The organism is Pararhizobium gei (assembly GCF_029223885.1).
Taxonomy (GTDB): Bacteria; Pseudomonadota; Alphaproteobacteria; order Rhizobiales; family Rhizobiaceae; genus Pararhizobium; species Pararhizobium gei.
In genome coordinates, this window is sequence record NZ_CP119409.1 from 4181334 (window position 1) to 4201002 (window position 19669).

At 60.1% G+C, this 19669-nt stretch carries 14 protein-coding genes; 1 reads left to right on the forward strand and 13 read right to left on the reverse strand.

Annotation, left to right across the window (positions count from 1 at the left end; all coding sequences use genetic code 11):
* Window positions 1–3: 3 nt before the first annotated feature.
* Together PY308_RS20140 and PY308_RS20145 are read right to left on the reverse strand one after the other, a co-directional pair.
* On the reverse strand, window positions 4–1104 hold the full coding sequence (locus tag PY308_RS20140; RefSeq protein WP_275786231.1) for a polysaccharide pyruvyl transferase family protein: 1101 nt from the start codon (window positions 1102–1104) through the stop codon (window positions 4–6).
* A gap of 112 nt (window positions 1105–1216) precedes the next feature.
* Entirely contained in the window at window positions 1217–1423 is a 207-nt protein-coding gene (locus PY308_RS20145) for a hypothetical protein (protein ID WP_275786233.1), read from the reverse strand.
* Window positions 1424–1547: 124 nt separating this feature from the next.
* On the opposite strand from PY308_RS20145, the gene PY308_RS20150 reads away from it, so the two are divergent.
* Window positions 1548–1862 carry a DUF6074 family protein gene (locus PY308_RS20150; RefSeq protein WP_275786235.1) on the forward strand — a complete coding sequence of 105 codons (315 nt, stop codon included), beginning with the start codon at window positions 1548–1550 and terminating at the stop codon, window positions 1860–1862.
* Between the two features lie 79 nt (window positions 1863–1941).
* On the opposite strand, the gene PY308_RS20155 is transcribed toward PY308_RS20150, so the two are convergent.
* The 11 genes from PY308_RS20155 to PY308_RS20205 all read right to left on the reverse strand — a co-directional run bounded on the left by PY308_RS20155 (window position 1942) and on the right by PY308_RS20205 (window position 19377).
* Entirely contained in the window at window positions 1942–2109 is a 168-nt protein-coding gene (locus PY308_RS20155; protein WP_275791245.1) for a hypothetical protein, read from the reverse strand.
* Window positions 2110–2126: 17 nt separating this feature from the next.
* Entirely contained in the window at window positions 2127–2609 is a 483-nt protein-coding gene (greA, locus tag PY308_RS20160; RefSeq protein WP_275786238.1) for a transcription elongation factor GreA, read from the reverse strand.
* A 166-nt stretch (window positions 2610–2775) separates the two neighbouring features.
* Window positions 2776–6273: a hypothetical protein gene (locus tag PY308_RS20165; RefSeq protein WP_275786240.1), complete on the reverse strand. Its 3498-nt coding sequence runs from the start codon at window positions 6271–6273 to the stop codon at window positions 2776–2778.
* Window positions 6273–9605: a hypothetical protein gene (locus PY308_RS20170; RefSeq protein WP_275786243.1), complete on the reverse strand. Its 3333-nt coding sequence runs from the start codon at window positions 9603–9605 to the stop codon at window positions 6273–6275. Before PY308_RS20170 ends, PY308_RS20165 begins: the two co-directional genes overlap by 1 nt.
* A 111-nt stretch (window positions 9606–9716) precedes the next feature.
* Window positions 9717–10103, reverse strand: a complete 387-nt coding sequence (locus PY308_RS20175) for a hypothetical protein (RefSeq protein WP_275786246.1) — start codon at window positions 10101–10103, stop codon at window positions 9717–9719.
* A gap of 31 nt (window positions 10104–10134) precedes the next feature.
* Window positions 10135–11421 carry a hemopexin repeat-containing protein gene (locus tag PY308_RS20180; RefSeq protein WP_275786248.1) on the reverse strand — a complete coding sequence of 429 codons (1287 nt, stop codon included), beginning with the start codon at window positions 11419–11421 and terminating at the stop codon, window positions 10135–10137.
* Between the two features lie 10 nt (window positions 11422–11431).
* Window positions 11432–12745, reverse strand: a complete 1314-nt coding sequence (locus PY308_RS20185) for a hypothetical protein (protein WP_275786250.1) — start codon at window positions 12743–12745, stop codon at window positions 11432–11434.
* A 32-nt stretch (window positions 12746–12777) separates the two neighbouring features.
* Window positions 12778–14421, reverse strand: coding sequence for a hypothetical protein (locus PY308_RS20190; protein ID WP_275786252.1), 1644 nt, complete (start codon window positions 14419–14421; stop codon window positions 12778–12780).
* 347 nt (window positions 14422–14768) lie between these two features.
* A complete protein-coding gene (locus PY308_RS20195) occupies window positions 14769–16469 on the reverse strand; it encodes a S8 family serine peptidase (protein WP_275786255.1) in 1701 nt (566 codons plus the stop codon).
* Between the two features lie 48 nt (window positions 16470–16517).
* The gene (locus tag PY308_RS20200) at window positions 16518–17504 is read right to left on the reverse strand and encodes a phosphatase PAP2 family protein (protein WP_434064268.1); all 987 of its coding nucleotides are present in this window, start codon (window positions 17502–17504) and stop codon (window positions 16518–16520) included.
* 40 nt (window positions 17505–17544) lie between these two features.
* A complete protein-coding gene (locus PY308_RS20205; protein WP_275786260.1) occupies window positions 17545–19377 on the reverse strand; it encodes an AfsR/SARP family transcriptional regulator in 1833 nt (610 codons plus the stop codon).
* Between the last annotated feature and the right edge of the window lie 292 nt (window positions 19378–19669).

The window sequence follows — 19669 nt, forward strand, 5'->3', positions numbered from 1 at the left end:
GCCTCAGCGCTCGGTACGCATCTTGTCCGCGCGTATGAGTTCGTTCACATCGTGTTGCAGCTTTAGCCTTTGAAGCACCGGATGATCCCATATCGTTCCGCCGCTTGGGGCGGACAAAGGTTCAAGGTCAAGCGGAAAGGCTGCGAGAAGCCGCTCCGCGTCGAAGCGTTTCGGCGTCCAGGCACTGTCGATGGCAGCCATAAGCTCGTCCCAATCAGTCATCTGCCGATGCGGCTGCGCGTAGACGGCCAATTCGCTCATTCCGAGACCCCGATAGAGATCGATGATCCGGGAATCGAGGGAACAGCCGTCTCCGAGATTGCGAACATGAAGGCCGTCCGGACCCTGGGTCGGAAAAGGCAGACACGGAATGCCGTAGCTTTCGGCGAAAACCATACCGTGCAGGCTGGTCGAGACAATCCGTTCGCAGGCCAGGATCTCATCGATCCTGTCCTTGATCGCCGTCATTCCGATCGGGGTTACGGTATTGATCAGATGAACGTCATTTTTGAGATGTTCGGGAATGGAATAGCGGAGAAGATCCGCTTTGACATGGGCTTCGGGGTCACGATCCGCCAACTCGGAGAGGTGAACGATAACCCCCAGCTTCCACGTCTTGACGGGTCGCGGCGCATAGAAGCGGGGCAACAGCCAGACAGGGTCGCCATAGACCCCGACCGTCCCTTCCACCTTGCCCGTCAGAAGATTTTCCGACAAAGGTCCGCGGGTTGCCGTCACGGTAAAGCCCGTTTCGCCGGAAACATCGAAGATCACCCGCTGGTCCGCAGGCGCGCCGGGATTTTTCCATGGTGAGGCGCCGGTTCCCCAAAACCAGACTTTGCCGCCTTCGACCCCGTGCCCGACCGTGCCGACGCAGGCCATCCGCAGGGAATTCGACTTCGAGGGAACGCGCTCTATGTCGCGCCCCGACAGAAGCGCGACCATGACGGCGCTCAACGCATCGCCGATGTTCAGATAATCCATCGTAGAGGTGGAACCCGCCCACGCCAGCGGCACCTTTCCATGGCGACGGACATACTTGGCGAGCGCATTCGATTTTCTGCCGTCCGTTAATCCCAACAGCGACTTCAAAAAGGATTTCACCAAACTGCTCCTCAACCATCATATGGAAGCTGTGTCCTAGGGACAGTTCTGTCCCGAGGCAAGATGAGGCGACGAGCGCCTGCATTATTGTGAGGCTTGCCGGCCCACCGGGCTATTCGCCGATCAGGCCGTCGAAGACTTCCACGAGGGCGTCGCTGATCGCCCTTCCCAGCTTCGCTGCCGTATCGGCCAGGGCTTCCTCATTCATATCGCGGGCGGCCATGGCCAGTCGCGCGCCTTCATTTGTCAGAATTTCCTGTGAGCGCTGTACGGCCCAAAGGGCGAAGTCGGCGCGGCTGCCGATCTCGGTCGTTTCCATGGATGTTCTCCGTCCTGTTGAATGAGATTGTGTCATGGACCGAAACACGCAAAATCGCCAGCGGATACCAAGCGTTAACCATATGGTTCCTAAATAGGAATCACGAACATGGAGAACCGCCGGAATGAGTATTGCGTTGAAGGATGTGCGTTTTTCGGATTCCGATAACAAAGTTTTGTCTTTCCCGCTGGCCGGACAGGTCAGTGCCGTCAGACGATGCGCCGGCGAGCTGGAAAATATCCACGGTGAGGCAGCGCTCCTTTACTGGAAGACCGAATGCCGGGCGCTTGCAGCCCGTCTCAAGAAACTTGGTATCGCCGACGAGGCTATTTCGCAGCAGGTTCTGGCCTTCCAGACGGAAGTTCAGGTGGAAATGATGCGACGCTATTCCGACCGTCTTGCCGCGGAGGCATATGATGGTTTCCGCCTTCACCCTTAGGCAGGACTTGTATCGGAAGACCGGAAAGACATTTTTTCAGATCATACGGTCAATTTTCTAACTGCGCGGGCTTCGCTCGTTAGACGCTGAGCGCTGCAGGGCAATTGTAAAAGCCATTAATCGCCGGTTCGCGGTGCAGCCTGTCAGCGATAGCCCGGCCGACGACGTGGCGAGAGAGCAGATCGATGACAACGGCAGGATTGAGCCCGCCCTCATGGGTCCAATACGCAAGAGTAAGAGGGGTCATCCGAGCCTCGAGGTCCTTTACGCGATAACGAGGATCTCGATCTCCTGGCCATCGATATCGGCGACATCTCCAACACCCTTTCCCATCAAAGCACGCGCCACGGGGGAGACGAAGGACATCGATCCCGTCTTAGGATCGGCTTCGTCTTCGCCCACGATACGGTAGGTCTGCACGCGACCGTCGTCACGGCCGAAGGTCACGGTGCTTCCGAAGGCAACGCTGTCGGTTGATGCCGGGGCGGTCATGAGCTGAGCAGATTGCACCCGGGATGCAAAATAGCGCGTATCCCGCAAGGGACCCGCCGTTTGCCGACGCCGTTCGTTCACGTCGTCGATCCTGTTCGCGACATCGTAGTCTGCCCGGGCCTGCCGAAGCTGAGCCTCCAGAGCGTTCAATCCTGCCTGTGTGACGAGGTTGGGGTGAGGCGAAATCGGACGGTCGGGCAAAAAGGTTTCCGCAGCCGTTTCCGAGCTTTCTTCCTTGGTAAAGGCGACACTCACTTTACTCTCCGTGCTTGGCTCCTGTCCTTGTGACGCAATGGACGATGCTCTGACAAGAGGTCGCACCCAAAAATCGATTTAGCCACAGATCCTGAAGAGATAGTGAGTCATCTCGATGTAGCAAGGCTGAAATGCCAAACAGAGGACGGCCTTGGCCCGCGAAAAATCATGGAGTCAATGGTACAATATCCGTAAAGACGACCCTTTCTGTCAGTTCGTCTGCGGTTCCGGTTTGAGCTGGGAATGACGCCCCGGGGCCTCCGATAAGCTCCACTTCACGGATTCTCAGGCGCAGAAATTCCTGATCCATCGGTAGCGGCAAGGAAATTGTTCCGCCACCGAGCTCGATATGCTGGATGCCGTTCAAAACCGGCTGCCAGGCGGGTGCATCCATCGGCGATGTCGCGTGAGCGGTGAGCGCAGCGGATTGGGTTGCCGATGTCTCCAGGATCACATCCACACGGTTGCGGCGCGGGGCAATCGGCCCAAGTCCGTCAACGCCGACCGTAATACGTCCCGACGACCGTGTGACGGTCACTTCGCGGTCGGGGTAGAGCTGGACCATGTCGGTGAGGACGACCGGCGACAGTCTCCGATCGGATCTGTCGTCGACAACACTTTCCGGCTGGTACCGGCACACGGCAAGTTGCACGAACGGACAGTAGGAGAGGTTGGCGATGTTTTTCAGAATGACGTCCGCATACCAGCGATTGTCGTGAAACCAGGGCTCGAAGGGCAAGGCGACAACAGTGTCCGAGATTTCATCCAGTCTGACGCTGCCCCCTTCGCCTGAAAGCCCTGCGAAATCGGCGGGTCCGAGCCAGGCCAGCGGCAGATCCGTCCGCCAGATCGGATCCGCTCCCACACGGCTGAGAAAGCCAAAGGCCAGCGGTGGCGGGCTTTCGCTGTTTGGCCAGACGATGACTGCGAGCTTTTCGCCCTCTCCGGTCTGGAACCAGGGCCTTTGCAATTCGATACGGATACGTCCGCCCAGCCGGCGCCTTACGATCGTTCCGCTGGCGGTATCGCCGCTTTCCTCCCATAGAAAGGATGGGCGTGTCGACAGCAAGATCGGCGCAGGTGGCCTGACCGAACTGGGAATACTGACCCGGCTCTGCCCGATGCTGCCCCTCGCGACGAACCGCTCGGGCGCCTCGCTTGCATCGAAATAGCCGCGAAAGCGGGAAACGGCGGTTGCCTCATAGGCGATGACGCGATGTTTTGTATCGCCAAACGCGTGTCTTATCGGCACACCAAAATCCGCGTCCTGGCGGGAAAGCAGGACCGACTGCACGGGAATCGCCGCCTGCAACACCCTCTGGTCGTCGGAAAACTCTGTCCAGGTCGCTTCTATATCGACCTGGGCGGTGCTGTCGGGATCGACGCCGAGGCGCGGCGTATCGGCGACCAGCGTCGTGAATGTTTCACCAGGATTGCGGTGCGCTGTCAGCTTGCCAACGGGATCTCTCAGTGGTTTGCGGACGGCATGCGTAAAGGTGACGGCGGTTGCCGGCGTAACCAGCGGATGACGCCCGGCTGCGAAAGCATCGACGGATGCGCCCGGGATCGGTTGGAGCGCGAAATGCGCCATCATCTCGCCGACCGGGAATGAGGAAAGATCGAGTGTCACCTGGGCCGCCGGCGGAAGCGCCACGACCAGATGTTGCGGTCCTTCTCCGTTCTGCCAGCCGATCGTTGCGGGCTGCCCCGCAGCACGTTCCTGCAGTTCGACCCGTTTGGAAACGGTGTTGGGCCACTGCCCGGTCCAGGGCCGGTCGCTCGACGGTGCCGCAAATCCCCCCGTGTCGCGGCGCACGAAGACGCGAACGCCTTGCGCTGCCACATCCGGCAATGTCGATTCCGCTCCACGGCCTGCGGCGGCGATTGCGCTGTGCACCCGTTCCCAGACATCCTCGGAGTCCAGATCGTCCAGTGCGCCATGCTGCTCTGCAAGGGCGAGCGATGCGCGTGGTGGCCCCAGGTTGCGGCGGCTGTGGGTGCCATAGCCTGGATTGGCTGCGGCAAAGGCGGCGACAGTCATACCGCGGTCACTGCGAATGACCACCACATGCGCCGTCTCCGACGGTCCGAGACGCCCATTTTCAGGGGCCTCGCCCGGCACCGTCACCTCCGGCGAGGCAATAGGCTCGTAGCGCAGGTAGGGCACCCGATCGGTGAAGCATCGTTCGGCCGCAGGGTCGTCGAGAGAGAGGCCGCCGCCTGCGACATCGGCGACGCGGGCACGGAAGCTGTAGCTGTGCGAAAATCTCAATCGCGGCAGGCTTCCGGCAACAGGCGCAAAATCCCAGGAAAACTGAAAGGGAACGTTGTCGATTCGTCGTCCGGAAGTCCGGGCGCCCTCGGATGCATCGAAGGCCGGGCGCGGCACGGAGAGCCCCCAGCCATCCCAGCGGGCAACGACCTCGTCGGCCCGCAGCATGTCGCCGCCGTCATCGACCGCAGCATTATGCTTCAAATGCCCCTCTTCGACGATCGCTCCACCGGCCACCGCACTCTCGTCAGATGAACCGCCCACGCGGTAGCTGGCCCGTCTCTGATGCAGTGATTGCCAGCCTTTGCTGGCGGTGTCCCTGACATCGATACGGTAGCCAATGACCAGATCATCCGCACCGAGCACAACATCCTCAAGTGAGGCGCGCGCGGCATTTTCCGCTGCCGCCCGCCGACGGTTGGCGAAGTCATCTGCCCGGCCCTTCTTTACCAGCATCATGCCGGCCGACCGCAGGGTCGGCATCGTGACGCGCGGGGTGGGCAGGCCTGCTTCGCCGGCTCCGTTGTCAAGTTTTCGCGCTGCCTGTCGCAGCCGCTCGACGCCATTGTCGACATCGAACGTGACGATCCTCCAACCTTTGTCACCGTTGGCGACACGATCGTCGGTGAGCATCACCATGCCGCTGCTGATAGTGGAGGATGAAGCCGGTCGAAAGTCTGGACCATACAATGTCCAGGGCGAGGCGATTTGCGGCAGGAAGTTTGGCGCATCCGCGCAGGTGACGCGCAGGCTCGGCGCGCTTCCATCACGGGGAATTGCCGCTGCCGGAATGTCTATCTCGAAAATAAGGCCGAGACTTTTCAGCACCGCCGGATGTTCGCGCAACAGCGCAAGCACGCGGTGAAAGTCAGCGGGTTCCGGAACACCGACCGCGGTGGACGGCCGTTTCAAAACGGGCTCCGGATCCTGCAACCAGTCTTTTTGAAGATTTGACGTGACGGCAATCTCCAGCTCTGGATTGACGTCGAGATCGGCGTGAACGGGCATCGAAGCGGCCTGCACGAATGCGTGCGAAACCCTGTCTGCAAGGTCGGCAGTCGGCACGATCTGCAGGTCTTTAACCTGGCGTTTTTCACGCAGTCCGGTCGGTTTCACGGCGATCCCACCCCCGAAGAAGCGATCCCAGACGCCGTCCTCGGCAACGATGTGAGGGGGGCTGATTATAAGAGGAGGCATGGGCGGTGTATTGCCGTCCGTCCGAAACTCGACCTCAAGACGTGCGCCCGAAATCTCGGGAGGCGGCCAATTTGCAAGACCGGCCTCGGCAAGGTTCGTCGTCGTCAATCGAGGTGAGATCAAGACTCGCAGCCTGGCGCTTGATCCGTCCGCCAAAAAGCCGTTCGGGACGGCAATCCATACGAGTTCGCTCATCAGCCAAAAGCCTCCTGGTAGCGGCGCCATTGCGCGCGTTGCATCTCCTGCCTGCCTGCATCTCCCATAGGCGGCGCGGCAGATGCGGTGATGAACTGTCTGTCGGCCTCGAGCGAGCGCGTTTCGTCTCCCGCCAGCACCCATTCGCCGCTGTCCAGTTCGACCGATTCCGAGAAGAGTGTCAGATCCACTTCGATGACCAGCGTCGCCCGGCCCACAAGGCGATTGCGCTGCTGCAATCCCAGAACAGGATCGACGACCTGTTCTTCGATGTAATCCAGCGTGATGACAAGCTCGACGGAAACCGAAACCAGACCCAGCACGCTGAGGCTTCCGCCGATGCGCAGGAACGCCGACAGCGATACCGCACCGTCGGCCAGTTCGAAGCGTATCCCGCCGAGAGCATGGACTTCGCCCGATGCGACAAGAAAATCGACGGCGACGGCAGCGCCGAATTCCATCGAGGCCTCCAGTCCCGTCAGGCCTTTTGGCCCGATGGTGAAGTCGATATAGCCTCCGCCGCCGAACATCAGGACGCTCAGATTGAACGGATTGTCACGCCGGGCAAAACCGAGCGAGACGGTCACGGGCTTGCGTCTGAAGGGAACATCGACGCCGATATGGATTGCGACATTGCGCATGGCGAAGACGCCGGAGCTCACACTGGGGACGGTGAGCGTATAATCAGCCGTTACACCGTCCGTCGTTGCCCGGATGGCTGGCCCTCCCGACCCGACAAGGCTGCTGACCTTATCCAGCAGCGGCTTCAGCAATTTCAGAGCGCCGAAGAACGAAACGTTCAGTCCGCCCATCGCCATGTCCGGCATTTTTCCAGGCGCAAGGGTAAGCGCCAGCGTGCGAAAATCGAGGCGGACAAGCGGACTTGCCTCGGGAATGGCGAGGGCGAAATCATCGATCCGGCACACCGTCTCGGAGATTGGGGCCGAGCGGATGACAGTCAAGTCCATCTTGCCGTTTGGTCCTGCCTTGAACATCCCCGACGAGCGAAGTGGCAGCGCCCATTTCATCTTCACGCCCGATGGTATGGTGCCGTTCAGGATGGGGACGATCTCGGGTGTTCCGGGCAGGTCCGGGAGGGTACCTGCGACGAGGTCGCGCATTGACAATCCGAGCAGGGTCGTGTCGTTCAGCACACTGCTGAGATCGCTCCCGAAGTCTGGCAGGGCAGCCTTTGCGATGGGGCCAAGGTCTGGAGAGATGACATCCGCAACAAAATTTGGAACGACCAGTCCCCCGGAGCGGTCTGCATTGTCTTGAAAGTCGATGCCGACCGGCACCCGCGGCCTCAAGGCAATCGCGGCCTCCAGTCCCCGATCGAGAAAGTCTTCGGTGAATTCGAGGGGAACAAGGCCGATTTTTTCGGGAAGCAGTGCGCGCAGCGCAGGCAATTCGGCCAGCACCTGATCAATCACGGCGCGAAATCCGTCGCCGTGCGGCACGGCGGCAAAATTCATTTGATGCACTTCGTGAACGTCGCCGGGGCGCTGCACGACGGCACGAACGAGGTCTATCCGCTGCCCGTCAAGGGGAACGATGCCGCTCGTGCCCCACATGTCATGTACTCTCGACAGAATATCGTCGTTGGATAGTGCTCTGAATCCAAAGAATTCTTCGGTGTCCGGAATATCGATATCGCGAATGAACACGGCCTTGACCGTGAACCGTATATCGCCGTTTGTCCCGGCAGCCCGCACCGGGAGGACCAGTGCATCGGCAGAGACTGTTTTGGGCGCGAAAAAAACGGGGTGACTCGCATGCGTTGCCGCAATGGCGTCCAGTCTTGCCTGTATCTCGATCGATGCCAGTGCTGCTGGATCGCCGAGGGCAGCCAGCGCGTTTATATCGCGCGGAAGCATTGCGAATTCCTGCTCCACATCAGCCTGAGCCTGGGCGCGCGATGCTCCGGCGCTGGCGATTTCTGCCTCCTTTGCCCGGATCAAAGCAAATAGCTGCGCGGGAATGAAGCCCGAATCCGACATTATCGGCATGTCCGGAAAAACGGGCCGATCGGAGCCGATGACATCCGCTTCGATGAACTCCGGCGGCGGCGGTGGCGGATCGACTGGAGGGTCCGGTGGAATCGAAGCAATCAAATCGGCGAGCTCGGACTGCAACTGAGCCAAGATCCCATCCCAACTGTTGAGAATTGGCACCGACCCCATCTGCAGTTCGAAATACTCCGCAAGGGACCGCGGTTGAGCAAACAGGGTTTCGAACACCTGCCGTTTGAATTCCGTCAGGTTTGACCGGAGTTTTTCCAGAAACTCCGAATTCTGAGCCTGTGTATGCGTCTCCCAGTTCGGCTCGGCGATCTCGAACTGGCTTCCCATGATCTCGATTGCGTCGAACGGAAGCCTGCGCGCAAGTCGAGGATCAGACGCCGGACCGACGACGGGTTGAAGCACGGAGAGAATGGTGTGTCCACGCAGACCGGCGACTGCCCGCTCCTGCGAACCTCGAACAGGGGCGAAGCCTCGCACCGCGCTTTCCACGACCCTTGCCCTATGGCCGAAGGGATAGAGGACACCGGTTGTAACGACCTGCACATTCATGTCGCGGCCGAGAACCGTGTTGTGGGTCCAGTCGAAATCAGGCCTCGACAACCCTGTCATGAGGGAGCCGCCAAGGGCCGAGAGCTCCATGTTTTTCAGCCAGGGCAACGCTCCGCCGCCAGTCTGCGCAAGCGCGACGATTCCGCCGCGATGGGCAGCCGACAGCGGCGAAAAACCCGGGATTTCCTCGCCCGGCATAAGGTCTGCCAGCGGCAACAGGGACAACGCCGCCTCGCCGCGAATCGGGTTCAAGCTGCGCAATCGCGCGCGCCACAGTCCAGTCGTTCTATCGGCAGACGATACCGGGAATGCCGCGCATTCCACACCGAGCCGCGACTCGCCGTCTGAGGCCAGGATCGAGGACACGAGACGCCAGGGCAATTCGATCCGCGTTGGGGCGTCCGGTGTCGCGTTTCCGCCCTGAAGCTCGGTGTCGACATCACCGAGTGCTGCCAGAATTCCCTCGATGGTGAGCGAAATTTCGCGAGTGGCCGGCGGCCGGAATGTCAGGACGCTTGGGCCGGACAGTCGCGCTCCCGGATCGCGCAGGGGCTCTCCCTGAATGAGGTTTTCCAATTCACTGGCCGAGAATTTTCCCTCCCCGACGGCTTGCGGCGGGAAGGTCAGCGAAATCGTCGCGTCGGCAGTTCTGGGAACAAGCCGGGAGGGAACACCGGGCGCGACGTCATAGCCGGCCCAGGACACGCCCAGAACGACGAGATCATCGCTGCGGGTCAGCAAATATTGCGGTAGCAACATCAAACGACTCCTCTCGTCGCATTTCAAGCGCGCACCGGGAACTGTGCCGGAACCCGGGTTTCGATTATCCTGCCAAAACCGGGTGTCGGCAGTGACCTCCCCGTCATTGGGCTATTCGACAATTTCCAGATTGCTGTTGCTGTTGACGGCGCCGTCGACGGTATTTCCGTCCGCGATGACGCGGCAGATGAGATCGACATGGGTTCCGGCCTGAAGGAAACCTGCGATATCGGCCGCAATCGTCAGCGTCTCATTCGGCTGGATCGTAACGGGATCGCTCATGACTGAAAAGCCGGCAAAATCCTGATCTGTCGTGAAGAAGCCGTCCGGCTTGATTTCGAACTCGATCGTCACCTCGACATCGGTCACGTCGCAAACATAGGAAATGGTCGTGACCGCATGGGTGAGCATGCTTGCCTTGAAAAACGAGGCGCAGCTTGATCCATCTTCGGAAAAACAGGGCGCCTGAACCTGGAAGCAATCGGTAAAGTCGGTCATGGGAAACTCCTCATGGTTGGGATGAAGTCGGCTAATGCGAGACGGTCGGCCCGATCTGCATGTGGATATGGTTGTTATGGTCGTGGCGAAGACGTTGGTTGTCGGCGCTTCCGTCGCCCCAGTAGTCCGGGCAGATAACGAAACCGCCTTCGCCGATTTCTGTCGGAGGCCAGACATTCCCGCGGTTGCATTCGCACTCGTAGGTGCCGAAGGCGTAGGCGCGCTTGAAGAGATTGTGCGCAACGGGCGCCGTTGCCGCGTCCAGCCTGTATGTGCCCATCGGACCCTCCGGCCGGGCGCCCCAGTCACGCGTGACCTGCAGGTCGAATGCCGCATCGTCAACGGAGCCGCTAAGGCCAGACAGATCCAGTGCTCTTCCCTGGTTGTGGCAATCGTTGGGATTGGAGCCGCCGTGGCCGATGCCGAGATGGCGGATCTCGGTGACGGTGGGATGGTCCGCATTCATCCATCGCCCGAGCCGCTCGAGCGCCACCAGCATGCGGGGATCGAGATTGTCGATCGTCTGGCTCTGCAGGTTGAGGTCGTTGACATACTCGACCATGCCGATGCGGCGCGGCTCGACGGTGGCCGGCTTGTTCGGATTGAGCGAAGCGACGCTGCCATCCGCAGCGTGTGTAACCGCAGTCCAGGCTGTCTTGAACTGGTAGAACCCGCTGTTTGCCTGCCAGACTGCGATCTTGGCGGCATCGTCCCGCGACAGGTCACGCGCCGGCGTCAGCAATCCCCTTGGCACGCCAGCGGGAGCGAAGGATGCAATCGGCCGGTCGACACCGTCGCTGGTATCGGCGGCGATATCGAAGATGCGAAAGACCTGCCCCTTGAAGAAATAGACCTCGTTGCCTCCGGGGTAGAGGGCGGCATCGACGCCATCGGCCCATATGCCGTTCCACGCACCGGCAATGGCACGGGGATATCCCTCATCCATGCGGTCGAAGCCGATGTCCCAACGCACATAGTCGCTGCCGCGGAAGATGTAGAGCTTGCCGTTGGTCCAGTTGATGCAGGCCTCGATGCCACTGGTCCACAGGCCCGGCCAGAAGTCGACGATGGGGCGGATGTAATCGACCGTGTCGGTTACGCAGTCGTAACGGCAATAGTCGGAGCCTTTGAAAAAGAATGCCTTGTTGTAACCCCAGTAGACGCCGGCATCGACCCCATCGGGCCACAGAGTGCCCCAGGCGCTCGAGATCGCCACGTCTGTGGCCTCGCAAACGCCGGTCAGGGCGTCCCAGCGCTGATAGGTGGAACCGGAGAACAGGTAATGTTTGCTGTTTGGCCAGGCGATTGCTGCGTCCATGGTCTGATCCTCATACGGTTGGGAGATTGGGGTCGCCGGCAGGCGGAATGACGGGCATGCGTTCGCATAGCCAGCCGATCGACTGCATGCCGGAGACCGTAATGGCCGCCGAACCGGCATCGTAATCGCGCCCGAGCAGCGACAGCGGACCGAGCGATGCCGAACTGGACAGCGCCTCGCGGTCGTCGTCGGTCCACTGACCCTTGATCTGGAGGTCGCGGATCAGGATGCAGCCGGTCGGGACCAGCGCCATGGGCGCCGTCAGCGAAGATGCATCCGACAGGCTTCCCCTGGCGAAGCCCGGCAAGTACCAGCCCGGCAGGCTCAGCAGGGACTGCGAAAGCCATGGCCGATGCAGTTGCACCAGACACAGCCGAAAGGAGATGCTGAAGGAATCCGTCGAGACAGGTTTCGGCGTTGCATTGGCAAGCACCAGGTCGTTCAACGCACTCAGACGTTCCGCGGTAAAAAGCCGGCGTTTGTCCATCCGGTGGTTGCGCACCAGTCGTGGCGCGGGCTCGACGGCCACACGGGCGGCATCGCGCCTCATTGCAACACGCTGCGCAGTCAATGAGCCCACCCGTGTGATGGGAGATTCGACGGCTTCGACCTGGCGCAGGAAGCGGGCATCGATCGCGCCCGAACGTTGCAACCGGGCATGCGGCTGAAGAGGTTGAACCAGATTCAAGGGAGCATCCGCACCAAGGAAGGACGGTGTTTCCGTCGCGTCGAACAGTTGGATATCGAGCGGTTTCGACAGGATCTGGCGTTCGGTGGAAGGCAGCGTCTGCCACATCGTCAATGTGGATGCGTAGCGCCCCGGCACCCGCTGCGTCGGCGGCGGATCATCCGCGGCGCCAATTCTGATCGTCGTCCAGTTGCCGTCGGCAGAGAGATCGTACCAGTTGGCGGGCGTTGCCATGACCGGCCGGTAGCCGCCCATGCCAGGTTGCAAGGCCTGGACCTCCACATCGAAGTCATCACTTGCAATGCGTTTGACGGCGCCCAGCATTTCGGTCGTCGCAGGGTCGATCGGCGCGGCGCCGGAAAGGAGCACGCCATATTGGTTTTCCACCGTCAGCATCCGGCGCGAAAACAGAGAGTCGATCACCTCCGGGAAGGTATCGGCATGGGCCGAGATGAATTCACGCGCAAGCTCCGGCGACAGCGTGCGAGCCTCGTCGGCCAGCCTGAAACTCTGGTCGGGAATGGGCGTGCCGGGCTCGAACGCAATAAGTTTCGAATTGCCCGCCACGCCCGCTCCCCCGAGATGGTCGAGAACGGTGTCGCGCAGTGCGTCAAAGACGTGTTCGATGGTCGACATCGCGTCCTCCTCCAATCAGATGTTGCCTTGCTTCAAGCGAGTGTCGGATCGTCTTTGTCAGGGCCGGCGGGAACGACGTCGCTGAGGAAGCCGATGATCTGGGTGCCCCTGATCGACAGCGTCTGGCCATCGAACGTCGCGCCGTAATTCGACGTGCTGTCGTTTGCCGCCCAGCCGGACGATTGGCCCGAAGAGTTTGAGCGCGACGTCTTTCCCGTGCCACCGAAATTCAGGAAGCCGAGGGCGACGCCAACCGCGGCGCCAGCGCCACTTTGGGAGCTCTCGTCAGAGCCCTGGCCGCCGCCATAGGCGTTCTGAAGGGTCTGTCCGTCCTCGCCCCAGTCGGTCGAATGAATGGAGACGTTGCGCACCACCAGGAACTGCTGCGGGATCATCGGCAACAGCTTTTCCTGGCTGTCCGCCTGGCCGTCGATTGTTCCGTCGCTGACCGAGTTCTTCTTGGTACCGACAAGGTACCAGTTCTTCAGGAAAAACAGGTCGCTGATCAGCCAAGGCCGGACGATGGTGCACAGGCCGTATTCCAGGCTGATCGTCATTCGCTTGGCGGAATTCTTGAAGTTGCTGGTAAAATGCGACTCGCTCGAATTCTGCCAGGAACCGCCTGAGCTTGAGGAACTGCCGGTTGCGCCGACGGTGATAAAACCGAGCGAGACACCCGCGCTGCCCGACTTGCTCTTGGCATGGCGCTCCCAGGACTGCTGGGACTTTGAATTCGCCTGGGCGTCGGAATGGCGGGAGTAGGAGCTGCTGTCGACCGTCAGCACCTCAAAACCCTGATTGTCCTCGAAGTCGCACCAGTTGGTCGGCAGGATCAGTGAGTAAGGCATTGCACCGGGCACGATGCCCGACAGTCCGAGGTTCCAGTTGTCGTAAACGTCTTTTGCCTTGGAGATCATATGCGCCTGCATCGGGACGCCCACCGATGTGATGGTGTCGAGGGCGCGCTCGACCTTTGGCCCGCCCTCCGTCTGCAGCGCATCGCGCGCCTGATTGACAGCCTGCTGGTAGGTGGCCGACACGACCGGCCAGGCCTGCGCCTTGGCAGGATCGAGCAAGGCCGACTGGTTGGCGGTGGCGTAGTCGGCCTTCGCCTTTGCCAGCGCCTGCGCATTGGCGACATAGTTTCGGTAAATTTTGGTCTTGCCGATGATGGCGCCGTCCTCGTCCTTTTCGAAGAGGATCTTTTCGGCGGTCTCCACCCGCTCCTTCACGTCCGGAGCCATCTCTGCTTCCGTCCCGGGCTGCATCCCCTTCAGGATCGACTCATAGGCGATGTCGAGGTGGCGGCCTGTCGGATATTCGCGGTAGGTGCCGTCGGTCGTCAACTCGAGCATGGTCCGGCACAGCATGGAGGTTTTCCACGCGGCCTGCATCGCTTTCAACATCCGCGGGTCCGGCGCCGGAACCGGCGGAGCGCCTTCGACAGCAGCTGCCGGCACCGCACCATTGGCAACCGCGTCCTGAAGCGAAGCGCCGCCGGCGGGAGACCATGGACGGTGGTAGTCGTCCTTCCATATCGGCATGCCCAGCAGAAGCTGCGAGTAGACCATGCTGCCCAAGGGTTTGTCATCGGTGCGAGCCGGCGACATCTGCTTGATCCGGTCGACAAGCTCGTCAAAGATCGTGAGAACTGCTGCTCCAGGTTCGTTGCTCATGGGATCGCCCTTTGTGTTGGTGTTGACTGATATCGGCAGAGACGCGACGCGCATTGCACCAGCAGTGGGGCAATCACATTGTTGCTTCTTCTCTGTTCTGTTTGCTGTTCGTCAAAACGGGTTCGCCGGGATGGCACGGCGGCTGAGATACGTCGTCCCGCACGGTCTTTTGCTCGATTGAGCTGCGCGCCGGACTGAACCTGCTGTCTATGGGAAGATACTAAGCAGGCGGCGTTTCCTGAACGCTATCTGGCCGTCAACGCAGCGTCAAAAGCGCAGGCTGAATAGACTTTCAATAAAAAAGGACCCGCGAGCGGATCCTTTTGACGAAAGACGTCAGAGCGTGTTCAAGCGGTCAGCGCAGCCTGCACGGCCTTCGCCGCATCCAGCAATCCAGCGCCGAAGAAATAGCTTGGGTCGATGACGTCTTCGTTGTCCTCGTTCATGCAATCGGGCGTCAGGGGCCGGAAGCCCGGGGCCACATGGCTGCTGCAACTCGACGCCGCTTCCAGAATATGTTTCACCGCAACACCGTCCAGCTTCACCGCTCCGCTATGCGCGGCACGATGAGCCCGCTGCACCAGAGCCGCGACGCCCCCGACAAGGGCCGCCGCTCCGGACGTTCCGCCAAAGCTCGTATAATAGCCGCCGCCAATACCGGGATTGTTAGCGGAGGGGAGCCGCGACGACCAGGGCGCCTTGCCCTCGTCATAGCCAAAGACGCCCGGGAGATCCGTTGTCAGAAGACTGAAGTAGGAATGGCAATATTCCTTTCCGGAACCTGCGGTATACAAATGACTGCCGACGAAGGGGGAAAGACGATCGACGCGCAACTGATGCCGGTTGAAAACTTCGCTGTCATCGGAAGGCGCCACGAGGGTCAGTCCCTCTCCATAATTGCTGTACCCCGCTCGAAAACCTTCGACCGTGACGGCCCCGACCGCGACAATGCCATTGTCGGCAGCTGCCAGGCTCGCCGGATAGATCAGCTGGCTTTCGCCGCTGTTGCCCGCAGCACAGATGACCGGTATCTTCCGGCTCACGCCGATAATGACGCGCTTGAGGATTTTCCATAACCTGTCGGGATTGCAGCCTGGCTGCGGTGCTTTCGGCTCCAGTTCAGCCGGTCCCTCTTCGGCAAGGGCAATCCGCGCGAAGAGATCCGCGGCATCACGACTGGCCCAGCGTTCCAGATCTGCTTTGAGGTCATTTTTCGGCTCGATGACGCCCCTTCGCGGATCGGGGATGCCGCGAGGCACGACGATGACATCGACATTCTGAAGATAGGCATAGAGAAACGCCGCGATAAACTGTTTGGCATCCTGTTCAAACGACGTCCGGATGTTGAGAAGGCGGGAAAAGGGATCGGCGCCGAAATAGGGTAAAAGATTGAGATTTTTGTTGGGCCGCGCTTCGGTCGAACCGGGACCGGTAAAGATATCCTCGGGTGGTGAGGGACTGCCGCTGTCCGGGAAGAAGACTGCGGAGGGCTCTCCGGCAATCAATCCGGCGCAGGCCGTGCCATGGGAGGCGAACAGACCATTGACATCGAGAAGGCGACGCAAGACACCCTCCGAAGACACGTATTCTGCCACGATATCGTCCAGATATTCCTTGTCGTCGTTTGACAGGCCGAAATTTCCAAGCGCCGATATATCGAGCCCTGAAAAGAAATGCTGTTTTTGCTCCCGGAAAGCGCTGTCCGTATCGTCAAGTATGTCGAGCGTGCGGGCACCATAATTGTGCGTCGTCAGATCGATCGAAGCGCCGTGGTCGATCCGGGTCGCAAGGTTGGGATGATCGGGTGAAATTCCCACGTCGATGAGGGCCACCCTTGCCGGCGACACCGGACCGGCATCAGCGATCGCATCCCATACCGTGGTACTGATGACCGGCGACGGACTGTTGCGCAGCGCACTGTCTGAGGCAGCGGGCACCGCCGTGGGTGCGGCCCCGAAGTCGGCGTTGACAATGCCGAGGGCTGCCAGATGCCAGAGATAATAATACCCGACAGGCGCGGGCTGCATTTCATCCGATTGCGGTGCCATGTGTAACCTCATTCGCGCGTGAGCAGTCGGTAAGGAAAGGGATGCGTTTCACACCCACTCCTTGTGTACGGCATTGAAACTGGCGGTGAATGCGTCCCTCAGATAGGGGGCAAACCGCCGGGCGAGATCACGGCCGGCAGCCGTATCGCTTGGATAGTGGAGGCCCGCCCATTCCCGGTTTTCTGCAACATTCTGCGCAATTTGCGTCAGTTCTTCCGTCGCTGGGTGTTCCGGAAGGATCGTGTTGAACGCAAACGCGATCGAAAAGCACTGGAATGCATGGTTGCTCGGATAAGCCTCGTGAGCAGGCACCGCCAGAAGCGGTCTCAGGCGCGGTTCGAACTGATTGGGCCGCAGCCGATTGAATTTGCTTTTGTAGAGAAGCCCGACATATTCGCACGCCGTCAGGATGCTCTGGAAGAGACCTTCGGTTTGCTCGTAGCCGCCAATATTCTCGATATAGAGCGGTCGCGAAAACTCGCTGACGGAAAGCGACGCCTCCTGCTGGATATCCGATAGCCGCCGCGCCCGCTCACGGTCGCGCTTTTGCATCGACAGGAGAACTTTGGTTTCCAGCCGTGTGAAATCCGGGCCGGGTGGCGGCGGGATATCCAGCATTTCCCACGTGAACCGCGCTGCCGCCGTAAAGGCGTTTCGCGAGGGTTGTTGGTGCAGCCGGCGCAATTCGAACGCCGGAATCAAGGAGGCGTCGCCAGAACCGGATTCGCCGAAGGTCACCTTGTTCTTGTTTTTATTCTTGTTCTTGTTCTTGTTTTTATTCTTGTTGAGGGACGCCTTGTTCAGCACCGACTGGTTGGCGACGCCGGCGCTCATGACGCCGGCCGTATGCAAGACAGCCGCGGCCATCGGTAGAGCCGCGATGTCGGGCTGGTCCTCTGCCGGCATCGCCAATTCCGGCACGATCGAAAGGACCGGCATGGGAACACATGGCGATACCTGGTCAGCGTCCACCTGAAAGCGATACCTGTTCAAGAACTGAACCAGAGATGTTGTCGGCGTTCCGTCGGCCATGATCTGTACCCTTCATGTGGAAAGCGGATTGATCTGAAGGAAACTACCGGAGCTTCACGCCAGCCTTTGAGAGGCCGGCAATCAGCATCCTGCCGCCGGCAGTGTTCAAAAGCGGATAGCGATTGTCTTGCAGAGCCTCGATCGAAAAGTTTGGCTCGACCTTTTCCAGTCGCTGGACGCAGTCTCTCGCAAGGTCCATTTCATTGCGATGCGCGTAGCTTGCGGCGAGATACCGCAAAAGAGAATTGAAGTCGGGCCGCATCCTCAACGCCTCCTGGCCTGCCGAGATGGCTGCGGCGTGGTCGCCCGCCAGCGCCGAACTGATGCATTTTGTCGTATCGAAATAATATTTGTGGGCACTGTAGTACCCGAGATTCTGCACCCAGTTGGCCATGGCCGCCGCGTTTTCAGGCTGCCCGGCATAGCAATGCAACATGGAATAGAGATCCCAGCCGAGCGGTTGGACCGGGTTGAGACGTATCGCCCTTTCGAACAGGCCGGCGGCATAGTCATATTCGCAAAACAGGAACGAGTGCACATGCCCGATAAGAGCAAGCGCCACGGAATTATTCATATCGAGTTCCAGTGCTTTCCGGGCATAGAACTGGGCTTCCTCGACGATTGTCGAGTCGTATGCATTGAATCGCTGACCAACGCGAAAGGTTCTGATGAAGGCAAGCCACGCATAGACGGACGCGCTTGGCCGATCGGACGCAAGGGTGTGCAGGATGATCTCGGCTCGATTCAGATCGTCCCGGGACAACCGGAAAATCAAATTCACCGCTTCGACCAGACTGGTCTCTCGCTCTAGGTCTCCTCGTTCGGGCCGAAACAGAAAAAAGGCGTGGACCTGATCGATCATGTGGTTGATCAGGCCATGCACTTGGTGGGTTTCACCCCGCTCCAGCCGCCGCATTTCCGCGATGCAACTGTCCTTCCAGACCAGACTGTTATCGGCCAGCCGCAGGACCCTCAGGACGATCAGGGCCGTTTGACCGGAAAGCGTCAGTTCCAGTTGTATGCCAATCGGTGTTGCCAGTGAAACCCCGCCGTCGAATTGATCGCCATGGGGCAAACCCGCCCATCCTCCGCCGCCAAAGGAGAAATCGGTAACGCGGATGTCGGCCCCGTCAGCGATCGTCTTTGCGACCAGGCTCATCATTTCGGACGCAAGAATCTGTCCGCCATCGCTGCCTGCCGCTATGCGCGGCGGCAGGAGTGCAACGACCCATTGGCTTGATTTTGCTCCGACGATCGGGCTTGAGGAACCTGTTCCAAGACTGGAGCCTTCGCCTGCCGTCCTGTCGGTCTCCGGCCTTGTGGTGGTTGCCGGCACGAGGGGTGTTCGCTCCCTGTCATCGCGTGCCAATTCAAGTTTCGGTTCGAATTTGTGCTGGAGTTGCCCCTCCTCGTATCGACGCTGCCAGACCTGTCTTTCCAGCATCAACCATTCTTCGAACTCCGGGTCGCGCACGTCCACGCCTTCCAGGAAATGTTCGGCGGCCAGATCGTCCTGACCGCCCGCATGGGCGTTCGCAAGAATGTCGTCGGTATCCAGCCCGACGAGGTCCATCCGAAGGGAAACGGTATTCTTGTCGGTCACCAGGAGATCACGGGCGTGGCCCAGGCACTTGCGGATATCCAGCAGGGCCTGGCGAAGGCTTGCGGATGCCTGATCCTCAGGCCTGTCGCTCCATAGCTTGTCCCGGAGCCAGACCCTGGAGCGTGATCCCCTCAGGGAAAGGGCCAGCATGGCCAGAACGGCCTGCGACTTTTGCGACCGTGGAGTCAAAGCCTTTCCCGCACGGTCAGTGATCGCGAAGGGTCCGATCAGATACATGCGATAAGCCGCTTCTGGCTGCTGCCTGCGGTCCATGGGGGCTGACCTGATACTATCGTTGTAGGGAGACTTATCCTTGCCAAAATACGCGTCGCGCAAGTGTGGCACAAAACCTGGCTTTAGCAAGACGAGCGGCGATGCAGAGGCCGCTTGAGGGTAAACGGAAGCGACTATCTCCGACTGTTCGTGCACCGTTCCGCTCCATTTGCTTGGCTGCGCTACAATTATGCTGGAATACGATTCGACCGCTATTTCAGCGTGAAAGAAGCGTGAATAGTTGCGGGAAACGTGGTCAACGACGGCTACACAGTTTCCGAACGCCGTTTCG